This window comes from Chitinophaga vietnamensis, assembly GCF_902167635.1.
Lineage (GTDB): Bacteria > Bacteroidota > Bacteroidia > Chitinophagales > Chitinophagaceae > Chitinophaga > Chitinophaga vietnamensis.
In genome coordinates this window covers 205,960-225,050 of the sequence record NZ_CABHMS010000010.1, presented here as the reverse complement: position 1 = coordinate 225,050, position 19,091 = coordinate 205,960, and the positions used below count along the sequence as shown (strand labels likewise).

The window sequence follows — 19,091 nt, the reverse complement described above, 5'->3', positions numbered from 1 at the left end:
GAAAAGGGTGAAGGCAAACATAATTAATATTACTATCTTCGGCGCTTCATTGTTTATCATCATGTCACAACCCGTAGCCATATTCGCGAAAATACCCCTCACTGAAAAATCATTCAAATCCTTCATGAGAACGGCGCCTGTAAAGCAGCTGGCCGCCTTCATCTTCGACACATTAAACCAGCCGGGCAAGAATTTTTATGTGTTCAGGTATTTAAAAAAAGAACAGGTATTGTTTGCCTATTTTTATTTTAACTATGGTCCTTTGCCTGCCGCTTCACCGGTAATGGCGGCTCTGCAGCGGGCGGTCACCTTTGCCGATCTGCCCGGTGTGGGTTATATTGCCGGTATGCATGATGCGCTCAATTTCGATCAGGCCGACCTGCGGGATATTTATCAGATCAACGGTCAGCAATGCATGCCGGTAAAAGAGATCCCGGCGGCCGACTGGCAGCAGCTGGAGAAAGATATCCGGCAGCAGTTCTTTAAAAAAGTTACAGGCGATTTCGCCAACGAATTTTATAAGGGGAAGATCGTAGACAGCGCCATCGTCAGGAAATGTAAGGCCCTGGCGGAAAAACACCGGCAGGAAGGAGTGCTGAAAAACCTGGATACTGCCAGCTTCTCACAGCCTCTCTTCTTTTTTGATGAGTATTTTTTTAATGGGCAATATATCTACCGTCCCGGCGGCCATGTATCCGTATTCAAACAGCTCGATGCAGCCCGGTTCCGGCAAACGCCCTATGGCGGCACAGATGGCCGCTATGTAGTGACAGGCGGCAAGATACTGCTGACGGATACCGCTTCTTTCAAAAAGATGCAACAGACAGAACTCATTTATTATAAATCCGCCATCGGCGTATACAACGAAGAGCTGCAACTGATACCCGAAGCCGATCCCGTTACTTTTAAAGTGGTAGACGATCATCATGCGGTAGATGCCAACAATATTTATTTCAATCATCTCGTAATTGCCAAAGCAAGTATCGGCGCTTACCAATTTGATACAAGGGGCTATTTCTGGCATTGCATCATTTTAACAGGCGAGCGGGCAGTATATGTAGGGAGAGAGCAGATAGCGGTAGATCCGGCCACGTTCAGGGTGCTGCGGTTCCCGGCCAACATTCATTACAACCATTGCCTGCTGGCCATTGCAGCCGACAAGAACGGTACCATGATCCTGTATAAACCATCGCCCTTCGATGGCCCCGTACAGATCATCCGCAACGAAGATCCGGACACTTTCATCCAAAAAATTGCAGCCGAAATCAATAACAGGCGCTTCGAAAATAACCAGCCTCCCACCCCCAGCGCATACGACCGGGCTTTCTATGAATCCTTTCAAACGTGGTTGCGTAGCCACTTTGACACCTACTACCCTGCCCATCAACTGAAGCGGGATTTTTATATCGCCATCAACAACTATATGCATGCCTGTTTTCAGGAACAGCAATACGAGGCCTTGCTGGATATCTATGAAAAAGTGAAAGGCTATGCCTGGCTTAATCCTTATATCTTCCATCATACGGCTTGCACGTATGTAAAGCTCGGCCAGCTGGATGCCGCCGTGGCAGAGGTGCGCAAAGCCCTGGTGTATGGCTACGACAAGCTAAAAGATATATGGACCGACACTGACCTGGAACCCATCTGGCAACATGCGCACTTTATTGAACTGCGGCGCTTCGCGGAAGCCAACACCTACCCTTTTGTGACCCTCGAAATGCTGGAAGCCATCGCGCAACTGGAGCCAGGTACAGCTACCACCGCCAACATCATCAGCCACGTTGCGGATATCATGTATTTCCCGGACCTGCCACAGGTCCCCGATTCCGTTGAGGATGCAGCGCTCGCCGCCCGATATGCCCGCTACCGGGAATTACTGGCACGGATATACGAAGATTATTTTATGCGCGGCCAGTCATTCGGCAAAGAGCGGCTCTACCGCGTTTACCGCCACCATACCGCGCTTTCGCCCCATGTACATGCCGATATGCTCCTTTATACGTTCAAAGATGCGCATATGTTTGGCCGGGTCGATGAAACCAAACTGACCGAATGCCTTAATATGGCTGCTGCGTTGAAGGATTCGCTTGCGCGTATCGCGGATGTGGATAAGCGGGAGGCGGTGCAGAAAGAACTGGAACGCAATACCTTTTTCTCATTTGTGCTGCATGATATCTAAAGGATTTATCATTAAATTAAGGTAACCAACAAACTACTCATGAAACTCCACCTCCGGGAAGAAAATACAGGCGGGGAAATATTCCTCTTCAAAGAAGATGCAGGCTTCGACCGGCTATGCTTCACGAAAGACCGCTTCAATAAATATTTTACCATCGCCTGGAACACCGGCCCCAATCAAACCGTTACCATCGATGGCGCGGAATATGAATTTCCTGCTGATTCCTTGCTCACCCTGCTGTTTAACCAGTCATTCAGTTTTGAAGATGCCGCCAGCATTGTGGCCTGGCAATTTAACCGGGAGTTCTATTGCATCATTGACCACGACAGTGAAGTGAGCTGCGTAGGTTTCCTGTTCAGCAGCACGGATCATTTGTTTGTGCGGCTGGACGAAGCATCCCGGCAGAAGTTGCAGTTGCTGTCCGACATTTTCATTGAAGAATTTAATACCTCGGATCATATCCAGAATGAGATGCTGCTGGTACTGTTGAAACGGCTCATCATCTATGTAACGCGACTGGCCAAGTCGGGCTATGTGCCTGCCAAAAAGCAGCAGGACGAGCGTTTCCATATTATCAGGAAATTCAATTTACTCGTAGAGGCCAATTTCAAGTCGGAGCACGCCGTCAGTTTCTACGCGCAGCAGCTTTGCAAATCACCCAAAACTTTATCCAACCTCTTCGCCCTCTTTAACCAGAAGCCGCCCTCACAGGTGATCCAGGAGCGGATAACGGTAGAGGCTAAACGACTTTTATATTATACCGATAAATCCATCAAGCATATCACCTTTGAGCTGGGCTTTGAAGATGTCGCTTATTTCTCCAGTTTCTTCAAGAAAAATGCGGGTTTGTCGCCATCAGAATTCAGGAATTCGCCTGCAACTGCCAAAGAAGGGAAATAACCACAAGTAACCGGGAAATATGCCCTGCCGCTACGCCTGCTTTTCGTAGCACCTTTGTATCGTTGATTCAAACAAACACTTCAACGACAAAAAATATGAAAAAGCAAACATTAAAGCACAGCGTCATTGCCCTGGCTACCGTTCTTTCCACTGCAGGCGCCGCCACCAGCGCCGATGCACAAGCCGTAAAAAATGTAGTATTGGTACATGGCGCCTTCGCCGATGGTTCCGGTTACAAAGGCGTTTATGAAGAACTGACCAAACAAGGCTATCATGTTACCGTTGTACAAAATCCGTTAACTTCCCTGGAAGATGATGTAACAGCTACCAAACTTGCACTGGATGCGCAGGATGGCCCGGCGATCCTGGCCGGCCACTCCTGGGGTGGCGCGGTGATCACAGAAGCGGGCAATCATCCGAAAGTAGCCGCACTGGTGTATATCGCCGCCTTCCAGCCCGACAATGGCGAAACAGCCCTGAAATGGTTCCAGACAGCTCCGCCAGCTCCGGAAAACGGCGTATTGCCCCCCGATGAAAAAGGGATCGTATACTACGATAAAGCAAAGTACCATGCCGGTTTCTGTGCGGATGTCAGCAAAGAAGAAGCCGAGTTTATGTATGCCTCACAGGGCGCCTTCTATGGCAAATGTTTCGTGAGCCCCATCACCAACGCCGCCTGGAGAAACAAGCCCACATTCGGTATCATCGCCACAGAAGATAAAAGTATCAACCCCGACATACAACGCAATATGTACAAACGCTCCAATACAAAAGTAACCGAGATCAAAGGCAGTCATGCCGTGTATATTTCCCAGCCAAAGAAAGTAGCCGCTGTGATTATGCAGGCAGCGCAGGAAGTATCGCATAGATAATTTTTGGATTTCTTGATTTACGGATTTCTTGATTTAAGAAATCCGTAAATTATTTCAAACTTTACAAGACATTTTTTTCTCTGCTTCTACCCGCACCGTTTCTATATCTTCACCGCCTTTTTTATTTTAAACTAAATAACCTAACTGAATTATCCTGCCATCTATGACCGTAACAAAAATGCTCAGAAACGTCAGCCTGTTTGGCCTGGCAGAATACTAAGGATTAGAAAGATTTTCCTGATTTAACGGGAAGATCAACAAGGCTCCAGCCCTTGAAGCGCTTTGAGCGCTTCAAGGGCTTCTTCGCTTAAATCTCCTATTTTTAAATCTTTCCAATCCGTTTAATTCTTGTCATAACGCTATCGGTTATACGAAAAAATAAACTTGTCATCCTCAACTTTCTTAATCCCCTGTCATCCACTGTACTTAGGGCCTGCGCGCTTATCAACCATCCTGCATTTCAACTTTGCATGTTACTTTTTTTCATCAGCAGCATGTATGCTTTCTTTATTTTTACAGCAGTTAATCTATCTGTTTATTGTTATTTCTGTACCAGTAAAAAACCCTCATCAATTCAGAAAACCCAAATTGAATTATCCCATTTATTATGAAAGCAACACAAATCCTGAAGAATGTTAGCCTCTGCGGCTTAACAATGGCAGCCCTGTTTTCCTGCTCGAAAACAGCGATCAACGAGCCTGCCATGGCTCCCAAAGCGCATACTGAACTGCTCAGCGATACCGCAGGCCTGATCGCCTGGTGGCCGCTGGACAGCCTCTCCTATGCCAACGACCGCTCCGGCCACTTCCACCACGGTGTTGCGTATAATACCGGCTTCACCACGGACAGGTTCGGCACCAAAAATGGCGCGTTCTACTTCAACGGAAGCAGCAGCTATATTTCCGTAGATGATCAGGCAGACCTGCGTTTAACGAATACCGATTTTACCATCAACGCATGGGTGAAACTGGATTCATACAACTCATCTTATGGCTCTGAAATCGTCACCAAGCGCGACAACGGGCCTGGTGGCTACTGCTACTCGATCAGAGGTTATGCCGCCAATCCTTATGGCGTAATAGGTTTCGGCCCTGGCGGTAACGATCCGAACGCATTCGGCTCCAAAACCGTTACCACCGGCGCCTGGCACATGACCACCACCGTGTACAACCTAGCGCAACAGAAAATTACTTTGTATGTAGACGGCGTACTGGATAACGTTACCACCGGCATATTGCCCGCTAATGCACCCGCCACCGCCAAACTGTACATCGGCCGTGATGAAGTTACTTCGCCTACCAACGGCTATTTCCTGCAAGGCGCACTGAATGATATCCGCATCTATAACAGGGCACTCAGCGCCGCTGAAATACAGAACCTCTACAATCCAAATACGCTGAACAATGGCCTGATCGCTTACTGGCCGCTGGACGGCGCCAGAGGCGCCACCGATATCTCCGGCAACAACCACAATGGCGTAGCTACCAGCATCTCCTATACAACGGACAGCCGCGGTAAAACAAATGGCGCTTCCTATTTCAATGGCAGCAGCAGCTTTATCGCAGTAAATGATTCTGCCGACCTTCGCCTCACCAATACCGATTTCACACTGAATGCCTGGGTGAAACTGGACGACTACAACGCCTCTTATGGCTCCGAAATCCTTACCAAACGTGACAACGGACCTGGTGGCTTCTGCTATGCCGTTAGAGGTTATGCCGCTTCTCCTTATGCCGTAGCAGGCTTCGGCCCCGGTGGCAATGATCCCAATGCTTTCGGCACCAAAATAATTGGTCTCAATGGCTGGCACATGGTTACCTGCATCTACAGCTATGCATTTCAGCAGGTTTCCTTCTACGTCGATGGTGTGCTCGACAACGTTACTTCCGGCATACTGCCTGCCAACGCGCCAGCTACAGTTAAAATGTACCTCGGCCGCGATGAGATCACTTCTCCTACCAATGGCTACTTCCTGAAAGGCGCCATGGAAGAAGTACGTATCTATGGCAGACAGATCACCGCTAACGAGGTACAGCAGCTGTACAACTACGGCAACTAATTTGATTATTTGTTTATTTAAATATTTAGCCCCCGTAGCATGCTGCGGGGGCTAAATATTTAAATAAACAAATAATCAAATAACCAAATATTCAAGGGTGTAGCTTAGTTCGGGATCCTTACCTGCCTGTATATACGAAACAAATTTATCCATCGGCACCTCTTTATCCGGCATAATGCCATGGCCTTCATCGGTGGCGGCATTAAAGAAATACAATTCCGACATCGGTACATTTAGCACAGATTTCGTACGTGGCAGCAGGTATTTCATGAACCATGCTGCCGTAGTAGCAGCCGCGCCACTACCCGTTTCCTTGCCAATCACCAGCCCGCGTTTGTTCTTCTGCACCAGGGATGCAAAATAAGTAGCGGCGGATACGGTTCCACCACCGGTGAGCACATATACCTTGCCATGAAAAGCATCTTTATCCGGCGGGAAATTTTCGAGCAGACCATCACGCAGACGGGCATTGCCTACGTAGAAACCGCTGCTATCGCGGTCGAAACGCTGATAAAGGAAATTCCTCTGGCTTTGCAGGTCTTCGTCAGATAATCTTCTGCCGTTGTCAGCTACCGCATATTCAGGGAAAGCAATACCGATGGTGCGGGTGCGGTAATTATAGACATTGCGGAATGGTGCATCCGTAAGGAAGGAATACAGCAGCGCCGAGATAGCCGGATTACCGCCACCATTGCTGCGTACATCGATCACCACCTGTTTGTATTGCCGCCTGTTCACCTCCCGGAAAAATTCGCTGAACTCTTTATAAGCATCCGATTCGTTGATGGCAAAGGTATTGACGGTTAGCACGCCTGTTTTCGTATCATCGTAATAGTTATTATAGATGTAATAGGCGCGCTGCAAGAGGTTTACCGGGAATACCGCCATCTTGCTGGCATGGAAGGCCGCAGTAGGATCTGCAAAAGGCAGCGTTACTTTCTTTGTTTCCTTACTGCCCGGCATCAGATAACTAACCTGGTAAGATGATTGATGCGGCGACAACAAACTATACATCACCTGGAAATTCGGATAGAGGCGGTCCATACCGCTGGTGATGTAACCATCGCTGTAAGCGGGCGTAGACAATGCCTGCAACAGGTCTTTCGCCGGCACACCGTTGATACTGATCACTTCCGCACCAAAAGGAATGCTGCCTCCCTTGATGTTGATGAGTATCTTGCCACGCTCTATCACCACCGGAAACGGGAAAAAGTTGATCATACTGTACAACTCTTTCGCATTGTCGTTGCTCACACTCAAACTGGTATGTACATCTCTCACGAGATAAACAGGAGAATATTGCAGACAGGAAAGCACATCGGGCGCTGTGGCCGCTTTTGTCATCAGCGAATCCACCTTGCGTTGAAAGGTAACGGAGTCGATGAACTTGTACGGATTCGGATGCTGCTGCTTCAATATCTCTACCGCGAGTTTGAAGTCTGCAATAAAATCTTCCCTGGTCAGATTAGCTAATTTTTTCTCCTGCGCCGAAACCCGCATGCTGCAAAGCGCGAGCAGGGCGGCGGCGCCGGAAATCATCCATCTCTTCATGTGGTTAGTTTTTGAAATTTTAAAAAACGTCAGGAACCGATCAGCTCCAGGATGCCTTCGTTACGGATGATCATCATCCCTTGCCTGTCTTCCGTAATACCTTCCTGCAAGCGGTAGGTATAACGCGGCCTTGTGCCTTCCATCACGGTAGGCAGGAACGCAAAGCGGATATTGTGATGGCCTTTCAATGCCTCTCCTACTTCAATGATGTGCGTGGATACGATAAAGAGACAGTCCTGGTATTCGGCAAAGGCAGATGTAACAGCCAATGTGCCATCATAAGCATCTTTCACATTGGTACCTTTGAACAGTTCATCAAACATCAGCAGGAGGCGATTGCCGCTAGCAGCCGCTTCTGCGGCCTGTTTCACGCGCACCACCTCTGCATAGAAATGGCTGTAGCCGAGATGAATATTATCAGCCACGTTGATGGAAGAATAGATGCCTTCCCTTACGGAGAAGGTCATGGCATCTGCTGCCACAGGGAATCCCATATGAGCGAGATACATGGAGATGCCTACAGACTTCATCAGCGTGGATTTACCAGCCATATTAGCACCGGTGAGAAAAAGCACGTTGCTGTTTTCCTGCATAATAACATCATTGCCTACAGCGCCCTGCAGACAAGGATGACGCATTGAGGTCAGCGATAAGATATTCTTTCCTTTCGGCAGCGCTGATGCATAAGCGAATTTTTTCTCGCGCGCCACATCGCTCACCGCGATGTTCACATCCAGTTCGTAGATGAATGTCAATACCTGCTCCATCGCCTCCCGCAGCGGTCCTTTCAGCAGATGATCATAGGAAGCCATCGTGCTCACAGAGAGCGGCTGGTAGATATCTATGTTCATGAGCTTGTCCACCTGGCTGTCTGCCAGTATACCCCTGATCAGCGCGATGCGCGCTGCATGCATACTGGTAGCAGGTTGCAGCGTTTGTAAAAACAGGTGGCAGCGTTTCAGCGTTACGATGGTAGCTTGTAAGCCCTGCACGGCGCGGCGGTATCTTTCATCGCGGGTGAGGGTAGCCAGTCCTTTTTTGATCAGCATGTCTATCATGATCACGGCAGCGCTGCGCTGAGCGCCGCCATCGAGGTATTCACGCATCAGGTGCAGCTGCGATACATCGAAAGGAAAGGCCAGCTTCGCCTGCTGGAAGGAACGGAAAATGGCGGCACGCTCGTTGATAGCGGTATCATCTTCGAGCGGATGGCGGAACATATCGTCCAGCAATTGCTCTCCTCCCCTCGTCTTCACCTGGTTGAACAGGTGGTATACAGAACCGTTCCGGTATTTACCCATCAGGTTCAGTTCATCTACGGTCTGTTTGTCGATATTGAAGCTCATAAAGTTCTTTTATTGTTCCTGTGCGCGTTTGCGGCCGTTTTTCAGGATATCGAGGATGCCTTCATTGCGGATGATGATCATACCATGACGGTCGTCCGTGATACCACGTTCAAGCCTATACGTATATTCCGGCATATGTCCTTTCATGCGGGTGGGCAGGTAAAGGAAGCCGGCGCCGGGATATTGCTGAAGGTCTTCACCCGCCTCCACAATATGGGAGGAGATGATAAAGAGACTGTCTTTCTTCCGTGTGAAAGCGCCGGTAATGGCCACGGTGGCCTCATGCGCGTCTTTTACATTGGTGCCGCGAAAAAGTTCGTCGAAGATCACGAGCAGCGATTTGCCGGCGTTCAGCTCCGCTGCGATCTTCTTCACCCTCAATACCTCTGCATAAAAATGGCTGGCGCCCATGCCGAGGTTATCGGGCAGGTTGATAGTAGTGTAGATGCCATCCAGCACTACGAACTCCATGCGCCTGGCCGCTACCGGAAATCCCATATGCGCCAGGTATACGGCCGTGCTCAGGGAGCGCAGGAAGGTGGATTTACCCGCCATATTTGCGCCGGTGAGGAAGATCACATGTTCGGCTGTATGCAGCCGGATATCGTTGCCCACAGCGTTTTTCAGGCCGGGATGATATACGCCCTCCAGCAGCAGCAGGTCATGGCCTTTTTCTAGTGCTTTGGGAAACACGAACTGTTGTTCGTTGGCCACTTTCGCAACCGAGAGGTACACATCGAGGTAATACACATGCTGCAACAGCTTTTCTATCCTGCTGCGTTCGCGGGTGCGGAACAGCAGGTCGAAAGCCGTTACCGCGGCGTACGACAGCTTGCCTTTGCCTGTTTCCTGGCGTACCGGCTCCAATGCCGGATCGCCCAGCAGCCAGGCGATATCCTGCCTTTCACGGGCATAGGCGGCAATGCTTTTTACGGCATCCTGCTGAATAAAGGCCGCCACCTGCTGGATCAGCGCTATCACGGCGGATACGCCGTTGTTTACATCCTTTTCGCTCAGCATCGCATTTCGGGTGGCATTCTTCGTTTGTGCGTCCGCGTTAGCGAGGTACTTTTCTGCCATATCGAAGAGCGAGGCATTGAAAGGGAAGCTCAGCTGCTGCCGCGCAAAGTGCTCAATGATGCTGCTTCTACGGTTGATCTCCTCCCGGTCCGACAAAGGGCGGCGGAACATATCTCCCAGTATCGCCTCGCCGCCACGGGTGCGGGTTTGGTTATACAGGTCGTAGATGCCGCTGCTATCGCGCTTTCCGAATATCCGGAGGTCTTCTATGGTCTGGTCATCTGTATGCAAGATCATGTTCATCAGTTTTATTTTCTTTTTCGCCTGATCAGTAATACGGTTCCTGTGAGCAATACCAGCCCGGGTAACACCCACACATATACGATTTTCAGGATGCCCGCGCCGGTGGTGCCGATAGTCAGCAAAGTATCCCTGGCCCTTACTTTGGGCGTATAGATCGGGAATTTGTTGTAGTCGAGCCAGGAGTAGAACGCACGGCTCAGGAAACTGCCGCCCTGCCTCATGTTACTCATAAAATCTGCATCTGCGCTGATGATGATACGCTGCTCCTTCTTGTTCACAACACGGGAAAGCGAGATGGCGGTAGTATAGCTGGCAGCGCGGGTATCGCCTTCGGCAGGACTGAACACCGGCGGCACAGAATCAGTAACCAGGGTACCGGCTTTCAGCCAGTCTTTGTTAGTGCCCGTAACGAGCAAAGGAGATACCGTATAGCCGCTACCGTTAGACCACTCCAAAGCGGTAACGCCAGGCATCAGCATGCTCATGCCGCTGCCGGGGTCTTCTTTTGCCAGTTGCAATACCGGATCCTGTGCCAGATCGCAAGCCTGCCGGGTAAGGAAGGGCTTCACCATATGCGGCATCTCATCTTTAGACAGCTCTATCAAAGTGCCATCTTTCATATGCACGCCCAACTGTTGCAGCAGGGGGTTGAGCATCTGTTGTTTGCCGGGCTCGCCGAGTATGAGCATGTTGCCGCCTTTGTTGATATAACGTTGCAACTTGTCCATCGTACTGGCGTCCAGCGCGGTTTTCGGATCGGCCAGCACCAGGGTGGCAATATCATCCGGGATATCCTGCGCAGTGGCAGAAAGTGTGTCGGAATCAAAGCCCATATTGATCAGGGCATAGCGGTTATCTTTCGCTATAGAATGATAATTATATTCCCGCTCTCCCTTCTTGTAAATATCACGTTCAAGATTTCCGGTGAGGAAGAGGTTTTTCGGCATCGTTGGTTGCAGCAGGCGTTTGAAAGCCGCGGCCACCTGCTCTTCTTCGGGCCAGAACACCGCATCATCGAAGGTGCGGAGGAAAGTGGTTTTGCCTTTGTATTTCAATTGCATCACCAGGCGGTAGTTTTCCGGCTGCAGATTGATCGTTTTGCGCACTGCTGTGCCAGGCACAAACAGCGATGGTTTGATATCGTATCCTTCGCACATCTTTTCCGCGATCTCTTTCGGCGGCTTGCCGCCCCATGCCTGGTAAAGCGAATGATCGTTATCGTCTACATCATAATAATACACGTAGTTGAATGTCACATCCGGTTTGAAACGCAGGTAGGGCTCCCACAGGTTCCACAGGTAATCATTGCGGTTCTCCGGTAAGCCGCGCGCCACGCCGCCTCCGAAGAGATTGCAGTAGAGCGTTATCTCCAATGGCGCTCCCTTCATCTCCCGGATGATCTCCTGCGTATGGGGATGCAGGGTGTTACTGTTGGCCGCGGTAGTATCCCAGTAGCCGATGTATCCCGGCCTGGAGCTGCAATAGCCGATCACCAGCGCGGTTGCCGCAATGGCCACATACCGTGCGGCCTTTACATACCAGGGCCTGGATTCACGGCCGGCCTTCAGTTTGATCAGCGTGAAACCAACAAACATGTACACGATCACGATGAAGTAGATGACATCTTTCGTGGTGATCAGCCCCTTCAGCATTTTGGTGGTGCGGCCGGAGAGCGACAGGAAATAGGTCAGGTCCCTTACAAAGTCATACTTCTGCCAGAGGCCACCAATGCGGCTCAGCACAAAGATGATGATGAAGCTGCCGATAGCTGATACAATCTGATAAGTGGTGAGGCTGGACATGAACAAACCGATGGCAGTATAGGCGCATACGAGCAGATAGAAGCCCAGTGAGGCTGACAGCAACACGCCATAATCTGCATGTTGGATATTGATAATTCCCGTAACGATGAAAACGCCTACGATCCCCAGCAGCAGCAGGTTGTAGATCATGATGGCCAGATATTTGCCCAGTACGATCTCACGGATTTTTACGGGAGAGGAATACAATAGTTTGATGGTGCCGTTATTGATCTCGCGGCTGATCAGGCCCATGGTGAGCAGTGGTACGAAGAGGTAGAGATTCTGCAATACATTGGAGAAAATACCATCTCCCGCCAGGAATACGCCGTTGGTGATAGAGATGCCAAAGTCCTTGAAGGCTGGCGAATTTTGCTGCAATACCTCCTGCCATTTGGCCATCGGATACAGTGCGCCTGTATAATATACGGCGCATTGCACCATAAAAGCAATCGTTAAAAACCACGCTACCGGAGAATAGAAGAGGTTACGCAATTCTGTTCTCGCGATCTTGAATATCATCTTCATGTAAGAATATTATTGGAGAGATTGAATGGATAATTGCTTGAAAATATCGTCCAGCAGGCCTTTATCGAGGTTGATCTCCCGCAGCCGCCAGCCTTGTTGTACGCTGGCGTTCACGATCCTTTCAGTAATGTCCTGGTCGCCATCAAAGTAGATCCTTATCTGGCGGTCGCTCAGAAATTCTACTTTGGTGGCCCCGGGGATCTTCATCAGTTCCGTGGCGGAAGGAGGATTCTCCATATGCGTTAGTACGCTATGCGGCTGTACGTAGTTGTTAAAGGCATCCATGGTATCGGAGAAGATCACGCGGCCGCCTTCGATCATCACTACTTCCCGGCAGAGCAGGTGCACTTCGGAGAGGATATGGGAAGAAAGCAATACGGTATGGTCCTGTCCTATTTCGCGGATCAGTTTCCTCGCTTCGATGAGCTGATTGGGATCGAGGCCGTTGGTGGGCTCGTCCATCACTACAAGGCGCGGCTGGTGGATGATGGCCTGCGCAATGCCTACACGCTGGCGGTAGCCGCCGGAGAGGTTACGTATCAGGCGGGTGCTGAAATGCGCGATGCCACAGCGTTCTTTGGCATCTTCCACCGATTTTTTAATCCTGCTTTTCTCTATCCTGCGCAATTGTGCGCAATAGATGAGATATTCATCTACGGTGAGGTCGGTATATACCGGCGGGTTTTGCGGGAGAAAGCCAATGGCTTTCTTGGCTTCTTCCGGCTGTTCTCTCAGGTTGATGCCGTTCACCCACACTTCGCCCTCTGTGGGATTCAGCACACCGCAAAGGATGTTCATGGTGGTGGATTTGCCGGCGCCGTTGGAGCCGAGCAGTCCTACCACGCCCGTCTGGCTGATCTCCAGGTTGATATCGCGTATCGCCCAGGCACTGCTATAGCGGTGCGAGAGCCGCTCAATTTTCAGTATCGTACTCATTGCTAGTTTTTATCAATATTGTATAGGCATCACTTTCTGCGCCCAGGCGCCGCTCTGGCCCGGCGCTCCTATCAGCGCCAGCGTTACGTTCTGATTGGGCCAGTTGACTGGGTCTATCGGATCAGGTACGTCGCTGACGGTATAAGTGGCGATCAATGCATCTGAAGCGGCATCGCGGAACTCGAACACAAAGTTTTTGTTGCCGCTTTTAAATGGATAGGCGATAAAACCGCTAGCTGTTTTATAGGCCATGCTGGCCACTTCCGGGCTGCTCTTGCCGCGCATCACTACTTTTATCGGCTGACTGCCAGGTGAAAGGTTCACGAACCTGATTCCGGTGGTACTGTCGCTCAATGCATGATAGGGCAGCTGATCTTGCGTGAGCAGACTGTCCGGCTTGGCCAGGGTGCCGGTTACAAACAGTGTTTGCATGGAACCTACGGGCATGTGCAGTTGCAGTTTGAGCAGGGGCTGGTCTTTGCTGGTAGTATCGGGATAGTTGTATATCCATAGTGGCTGCTCGCCGCGGAAAGAACTGTAATGACTGGAATTAGCAATGTAGTGGCCATATTCCGCCAGCAGCACGCGGTAAAAGTCATAAGAGGCACTGCCGCTGAAGTTGGGCGCCAGCTGGCTGCTGCCTACTACCGCATTCACGATATTGAGTGAAGCGGTACCGGAAGGCGGAGTGGATTCCTTGCCACAGGCGGCTAACAGGCATGATAACAGTAACGCGTATACGAAATTATATCGTTTCATTTTAGTAACCCGGATTTTGAATGAGGAAATGGTTGGTAGTGATCTCTGTTACCGGTATCGGGTATAATGCCTGGTAATCGCCGATCCATGGCTGCTTGAGCGGTATTGCGGAGAGCACGTCGTGCATCCGTTTGGTACGTTTCAGGTCCAGCCAGCGGTGGCCCCATTCTGCGAACAGCTCTATCTGCCGCTCTTTGGCTACAGCTGCCAGCAGCTGCTCTTTGCCGAGCGTAGCCGGCAGCGATGGCAGGCCGGCCCTGTTGCGGATCATGTTGAGATCAGCGATAGCGGTGGCGCTGCCGCCAGGACCGCCGTTGGCAGCGGCTTCTGCGCGGATGAGGTATACCTCTGCCAGGCGCAGCACTACGTAATATTCTGTTGGCGGCATGCCAGCCATGCCATTATCACTTCCTACTTTGTACTTCGCGGGATAATAGGTGATACCGGCACTACCGGCATTGCCATAAGAGTTGTCGGTGCTGTCGATCCATTTTTTCAGGCGTTGGTCGCCTGGCTCGAAAGCCGCCAGCAGCGCGGGCGTAAGGCAGAAAGGCGCACTGGCGACACGCCTGTTCAAAGGCAACAGTTCGTAACCTTCCGGCGTAGCATTTTTGCTGGAGAAGTCGTGCGAGGACTGCGACAGCTGCCAGATGGCTTCCCTGCTGCCGGTGAGGAATACGTTGTTAAGATCATTCTCCAGCGTATAGTCGGCAGCGTTATTGATCACCGTAGTGGCCGTGGCCGCCGCATTGGCATAATCGCCCATGTACAGGTACACTCTTGCCAACAAGGCGGCAGCGGCAAATTTGTTGGGCCTTGTCCTTTCATTGTTGGTGGTAGGATATGCGGCCGGCATGTTGGCCACCGCATCTTGCAGGTCCTGCAAGATCTGCTGATACACCTGTGCCTGCGGGGCGCGCGACAGGTGTGCGGTCTGGTTAAAATCTGCCGTCAGCGCCAGCGGTACATCGCCGAAAAAATTCACGAGATAGAAATAAGAAAAGGCGCGCACAAATTTTGCCTCTCCCGTCAAAGCTTTGCGTGCACTATCTTTGAGCATAGCTGATTTTGAACCGGCAATCCCTTCAATGATGGAATTGGCGGTGTAGATGGCATTGTAAGCGCTCCCCCAGGCGCCCCAGGCGACGGTGCTGTTATAGATCGTGAGCTTGTTGCTGGCGAGCGCGTAATAGGATTGCTCCTGTGTTCCGCGGTAGTTATACAATTCATCCGACGACAAGCCACCAAGAATGGTGGAGAGGCCGGCAGCAAAGTTACTTCTGCCTATGCCCGTTGCCATCGGGTTATCTCCGTTGATCATACGGCTGTAAATGCTCACCATGGCACTGTTGGCCTGTTTCTCTGTACTGAACACCTGCCCGGTTGAAATGGTATTGATCGGGTCGGGCACGGTCACCAGTTTTTTGCAGGCGCCGAAGATGCCCAACAGGAGGCAGCTGGCAGCCATTACAATATTTCTCTGATATCTCTGCATGATCATCGGTTTAAAAGTTGAAGGATAAGCCGCCGCTGATAGTCCTGGATGGCGGAACGCTGGAAAGGTCCTGTACCTCGGGATCGATACCGGGATAGTTGGTGATGGTGAACACATTCTGTGTTCTGATGAAAGCGCGGCAGGCTGTCATGTGCGCTTGCTGCACCAGTTTGTCCGACAAGCTATAGCTCAATGTAACGGTGCGCAGGCGCAGGTAAGATGCATTGACATACTGCGCATCCGAGCTGCCGATGGAAGTGCCGAGGTGAGTGGAATAGCCCGGATAAGTGGCGATATCGCCCGGCTTCTGCCAATGATCTTTCAATGCGTCTATGGGCAGGTTAGTGAGGCTGCCCGGCACTACTATGTAGGGGTTCAGCCCTATCTGCCGTTTGTAATCGAAGAACAGGCTGAGGCTCCAGCTTTTATAGGTGAGGTCCGTGCTGAAGCCGCCATAAAATTTCGGATTGGTATCCATGATGATGTAGCGATCATCGTCAGCTGTACCCGGCCGCACGCTGTTGTTCACATTGATGCGGCCATCCTTGTTACGGTCTTCAAATGCATAACGTCCTGTTTGCGGATCTACCCCGAGGTAATGCAGCAGGTACACGGTGCTGAGCGAGCGGCCCACCTGGTAAGTGGTGTAGTCGGGCGATTGCTCAATACCCGGATAAGATACCAGGCGGTTTTTATTGGTAGAGATATTGAAGTTGACGGACCAACGGAGATCTTTTTTCTCGATCAGTCGTGCGCGTATATCTGCCTCCCATCCGGTGTTTTCGATCACGGCATTCCAGTTGCCCACTACTGATGGAAAGCCGGTGTAAATCGGTGTAGGGATGCCCGTTACCTGGTTACCGGATCTGTATCTGTAATAAGCGCCTTCAACGTTGATGCGATCGTTGAGGAAGCTGATGCTCAGCGCTCCTTCATATTTTTTGTTAGACTCCCACTGGTATTGCTGGTTCACGGCATGTATCGGCATGAGCGGCCGTATTCCGCCATAGGAGAACAATCCGTAGCCCGGCATGCCGCTGCCCCATTGTGAGAGGTATTGATAGTCGCCAATGGAAGCATCGCCTCCCGTGATACCATAGCTGGTGCGGAGTTTCACGAAGCTGATCCATGAAGGCAACAGTTTTTTCATCCAGGGTTCTTCAGAAGCATTCCAGGCGAGACCCACAGAGCCGAAGTTACCGAACTGCCTGCCCGGCGCAAAGCGTGAAGAGCCGTCCCTTCTGGCGTTCAGGTTCAGGATATATTTATCTTTCCAGTTGTAGTTGATACGGCTAAATACCCCTGCATATTTGTAGTGGGCATTGTCTTCCGATGTCATCTGGAAAGATGCATTATTGATACTATGCAGGAGGTTATCATCGGTATAACCGCTGCCTATCGTTCTGATACCATCTGTGATGGCGGATTGCAGCGAGCCGCCCACCTGTATTTTCAGGTCGCCTTTTCCAATCAAACGGCTATAGGCCACTTGCGGTTCGATGATCCAGTTGGTGTTTTTGGTAGTACTGAAATAAGCAGTGCCGACAGGATTGAGTAGCGGATTCTGTGAGGCAATAGGCGTATAAAAATCGCTGGAGCCCTGCATATTCGTATAGCCGGCACTGGTAGATATGGTCAATCCTTTCAGCAGTTCATAGCTGATGCCTAAATGGCTGCTGAACTGGTTGGTCTGGATAACATTATTCTGTAAGAGGCCGCTGAAGGGAAAGAGATCGCCATTGTTACTAGCATTCCATTCCTCCCAGTTGAGCTCTCCTTTCTTGTTATAGATGCCTGGCGCATTGGGCGGCAGCATGAAGGTGCTGGTGGGCATAGAGATCGCATCTACATTCGTATAGGCGTAGGTGGTACCCAGTGAAACAGATAGCTTCTGGTTCCTGCTGCGGTGGCCGATGTTGGCGCTCAGGGTGGCTTGCTGGCTGGCGCCGCCTTTGCTGAGCACATCCACCTGCCGGCCATAGTTACCGCTGATACGGAAAGTGTTGTTGGCATCGCCACCGGAAAGGCTGGTATTAACCGTTGTTTGACTGCCGGTGCCCAGCAATACTTTTTGCCAGTCGGTATAACGGGTGGTATCCCATACCATCAGGTCGGGCGCATTGGCGGCGGTAGGCGTGATACCATCGTTCTTGAAGGCCTCACGGCGCATTTGCAGGTACTGCTGTGTGTTGAGCATCTGGCGGCGGTGTGGCACATCGATATATCCCTGGTTGATATCGAGCGAGAAATTTGTTTTACCTGGCTTACCTTTTTTAGTGGTGATGAGGATCACGCCATTGGCGGCGCGGGAGCCGTAAATAGCGGTGGCGTCGGCATCTTTCAGTATTTCGATGCTTTCGATATCGCGCGGGTTCATGCTGAACAGCGGGCTTTGACCGCCGGTGGCGGAGATGCCCTGCGCATAGCCGCCGGATACGCCGTTGGCGCGATAGGTGTTGGGAAGGTCCAGTACTGTCAGCGGCACGCCGTCGATCACATAAAGCGGATCGCCCACGAAGTTTGTGCCCAGTGAGTTACGGCCCCTGATCTCTACTTTCACCGGCGCGTTGGCATAGCCGCTCATCTGCGTGATCAGCAGGCCCGGCGCATGGCCTTGCAGCGCCAGCAGCGGGTTGAGCACGGGCTGCCTTTCGATTTCGGCAGCCGTTACTTTGGTGATGTTGCCGGTAGCGAGGCGTTTGCTGGTGATGCCGTAAGCCTGTACCACGGCCTGATCCAGCTCGCTGGTAGCGGCTTTCATCTTCACGTTGAAATTACTCAGCAGCCTGGATACGGGGATGGATAATTTCTGATAGCCGATGCAGGTGAAGATGGCGATATCATCATCGTTCACTTTCTTCAAAGTAAAAAATCCTTTCTCGTCGGTCTGTGCGCCTTTGCTGGTACCGTTGACCACTACGTTCACCGCGATGACGGGCGTATTGGTCCTTTCATCGGACACCACGCCCGAAACATCGCGCGTGGGCGCTTTGTTGTCGGGCGCAGCTTCCGGCTGATTGCCTGTTTTCCGGAATACGACAATGGTGGTGCCTACGATGGTATAGCTCACCGGCATGCCGGACAGGGCGCTCCTGAGGAACGCTTCTAATGGCTGTTTTTTGGCATTGACTGGAATAGTTACAGTGACATCTATTTGTTCCGGATTAAAGATCACGGTATAGTTTGTCTGTTTCTTGATCTCTGCAAATACCTGTTGCAGCGATACTTTCTTGCTGTTGTACGTGATCGTCTGCGCCCCTGCCATCGCGGATATTCCGAGGCAGAAGGCCATCAGCAGCACTACGCTCAACTTTTTAAAACTCGATGCTGGATTCATCATCATT

12 protein-coding genes are annotated in these 19,091 nt (G+C 51.0%); 4 read left to right on the top strand and 8 right to left on the bottom strand.

Annotation, left to right across the window (positions count from 1 at the left end):
- The first annotated feature begins 124 nt into the window (after positions 1 to 124).
- The 4 genes from FPG75_RS24110 (at position 125) to FPG75_RS24095 (ending at position 6,010) form a co-directional block, all read left to right on the top strand.
- Positions 125 to 2,179, top strand: coding sequence for a TPR end-of-group domain-containing protein (locus FPG75_RS24110; protein WP_161596910.1), 2,055 nt, complete (start codon positions 125 to 127; stop codon positions 2,177 to 2,179).
- A 39-nt stretch (positions 2,180 to 2,218) separates the two neighbouring features.
- On the top strand, positions 2,219 to 3,079 hold the full coding sequence (locus FPG75_RS24105) for a helix-turn-helix domain-containing protein (RefSeq protein WP_143310608.1): 861 nt from the start codon (positions 2,219 to 2,221) through the stop codon (positions 3,077 to 3,079).
- Positions 3,080 to 3,174: 95 nt separating this feature from the next.
- The gene (locus FPG75_RS24100) at positions 3,175 to 3,951 is read left to right on the top strand and encodes an alpha/beta hydrolase (RefSeq protein ID WP_143310607.1); all 777 of its coding nucleotides are present in this window, start codon (positions 3,175 to 3,177) and stop codon (positions 3,949 to 3,951) included.
- A gap of 607 nt (positions 3,952 to 4,558) precedes the next feature.
- The gene (locus tag FPG75_RS24095) at positions 4,559 to 6,010 is read left to right on the top strand and encodes a LamG domain-containing protein (RefSeq protein WP_143310606.1); all 1,452 of its coding nucleotides are present in this window, start codon (positions 4,559 to 4,561) and stop codon (positions 6,008 to 6,010) included.
- 75 nt (positions 6,011 to 6,085) lie between these two features.
- On the opposite strand, the gene FPG75_RS24090 is transcribed toward FPG75_RS24095, so the two are convergent.
- Genes FPG75_RS24090 through FPG75_RS24055 form a run of 8 tightly spaced genes read right to left on the bottom strand, consistent with a single transcriptional unit; the run spans position 6,086 to position 19,090 of the window.
- A complete protein-coding gene (locus FPG75_RS24090) occupies positions 6,086 to 7,561 on the bottom strand; it encodes a S41 family peptidase (RefSeq protein WP_143310605.1) in 1,476 nt (491 codons plus the stop codon).
- A 29-nt stretch (positions 7,562 to 7,590) separates the two neighbouring features.
- A complete protein-coding gene (locus FPG75_RS24085) occupies positions 7,591 to 8,907 on the bottom strand; it encodes a MutS-related protein (protein WP_143310604.1) in 1,317 nt (438 codons plus the stop codon).
- Between the two features lie 9 nt (positions 8,908 to 8,916).
- The gene (locus FPG75_RS24080; RefSeq protein WP_143310603.1) at positions 8,917 to 10,224 is read right to left on the bottom strand and encodes a MutS-related protein; all 1,308 of its coding nucleotides are present in this window, start codon (positions 10,222 to 10,224) and stop codon (positions 8,917 to 8,919) included.
- A gap of 11 nt (positions 10,225 to 10,235) precedes the next feature.
- Complete coding sequence (locus tag FPG75_RS24075) at positions 10,236 to 12,557, bottom strand: Gldg family protein (RefSeq protein WP_143310602.1); 2,322 nt, start codon at positions 12,555 to 12,557, stop codon at positions 10,236 to 10,238.
- 9 nt (positions 12,558 to 12,566) lie between these two features.
- The gene (locus FPG75_RS24070; RefSeq protein WP_143310601.1) at positions 12,567 to 13,493 is read right to left on the bottom strand and encodes an ABC transporter ATP-binding protein; all 927 of its coding nucleotides are present in this window, start codon (positions 13,491 to 13,493) and stop codon (positions 12,567 to 12,569) included.
- Between the two features lie 12 nt (positions 13,494 to 13,505).
- Positions 13,506 to 14,252 (bottom strand): DUF4397 domain-containing protein, encoded by a 747-nt coding sequence (locus FPG75_RS24065; protein WP_143310600.1) that lies wholly within the window; start codon positions 14,250 to 14,252, stop codon positions 13,506 to 13,508.
- 1 nt (position 14,253) lies between these two features.
- A complete protein-coding gene (locus tag FPG75_RS24060; RefSeq protein WP_161596909.1) occupies positions 14,254 to 15,747 on the bottom strand; it encodes a RagB/SusD family nutrient uptake outer membrane protein in 1,494 nt (497 codons plus the stop codon).
- Positions 15,748 to 15,757: 10 nt separating this feature from the next.
- Positions 15,758 to 19,090 carry a SusC/RagA family TonB-linked outer membrane protein gene (locus FPG75_RS24055; protein WP_143310598.1) on the bottom strand — a complete coding sequence of 1,111 codons (3,333 nt, stop codon included), beginning with the start codon at positions 19,088 to 19,090 and terminating at the stop codon, positions 15,758 to 15,760.
- Position 19,091 lies beyond the last annotated feature (1 nt).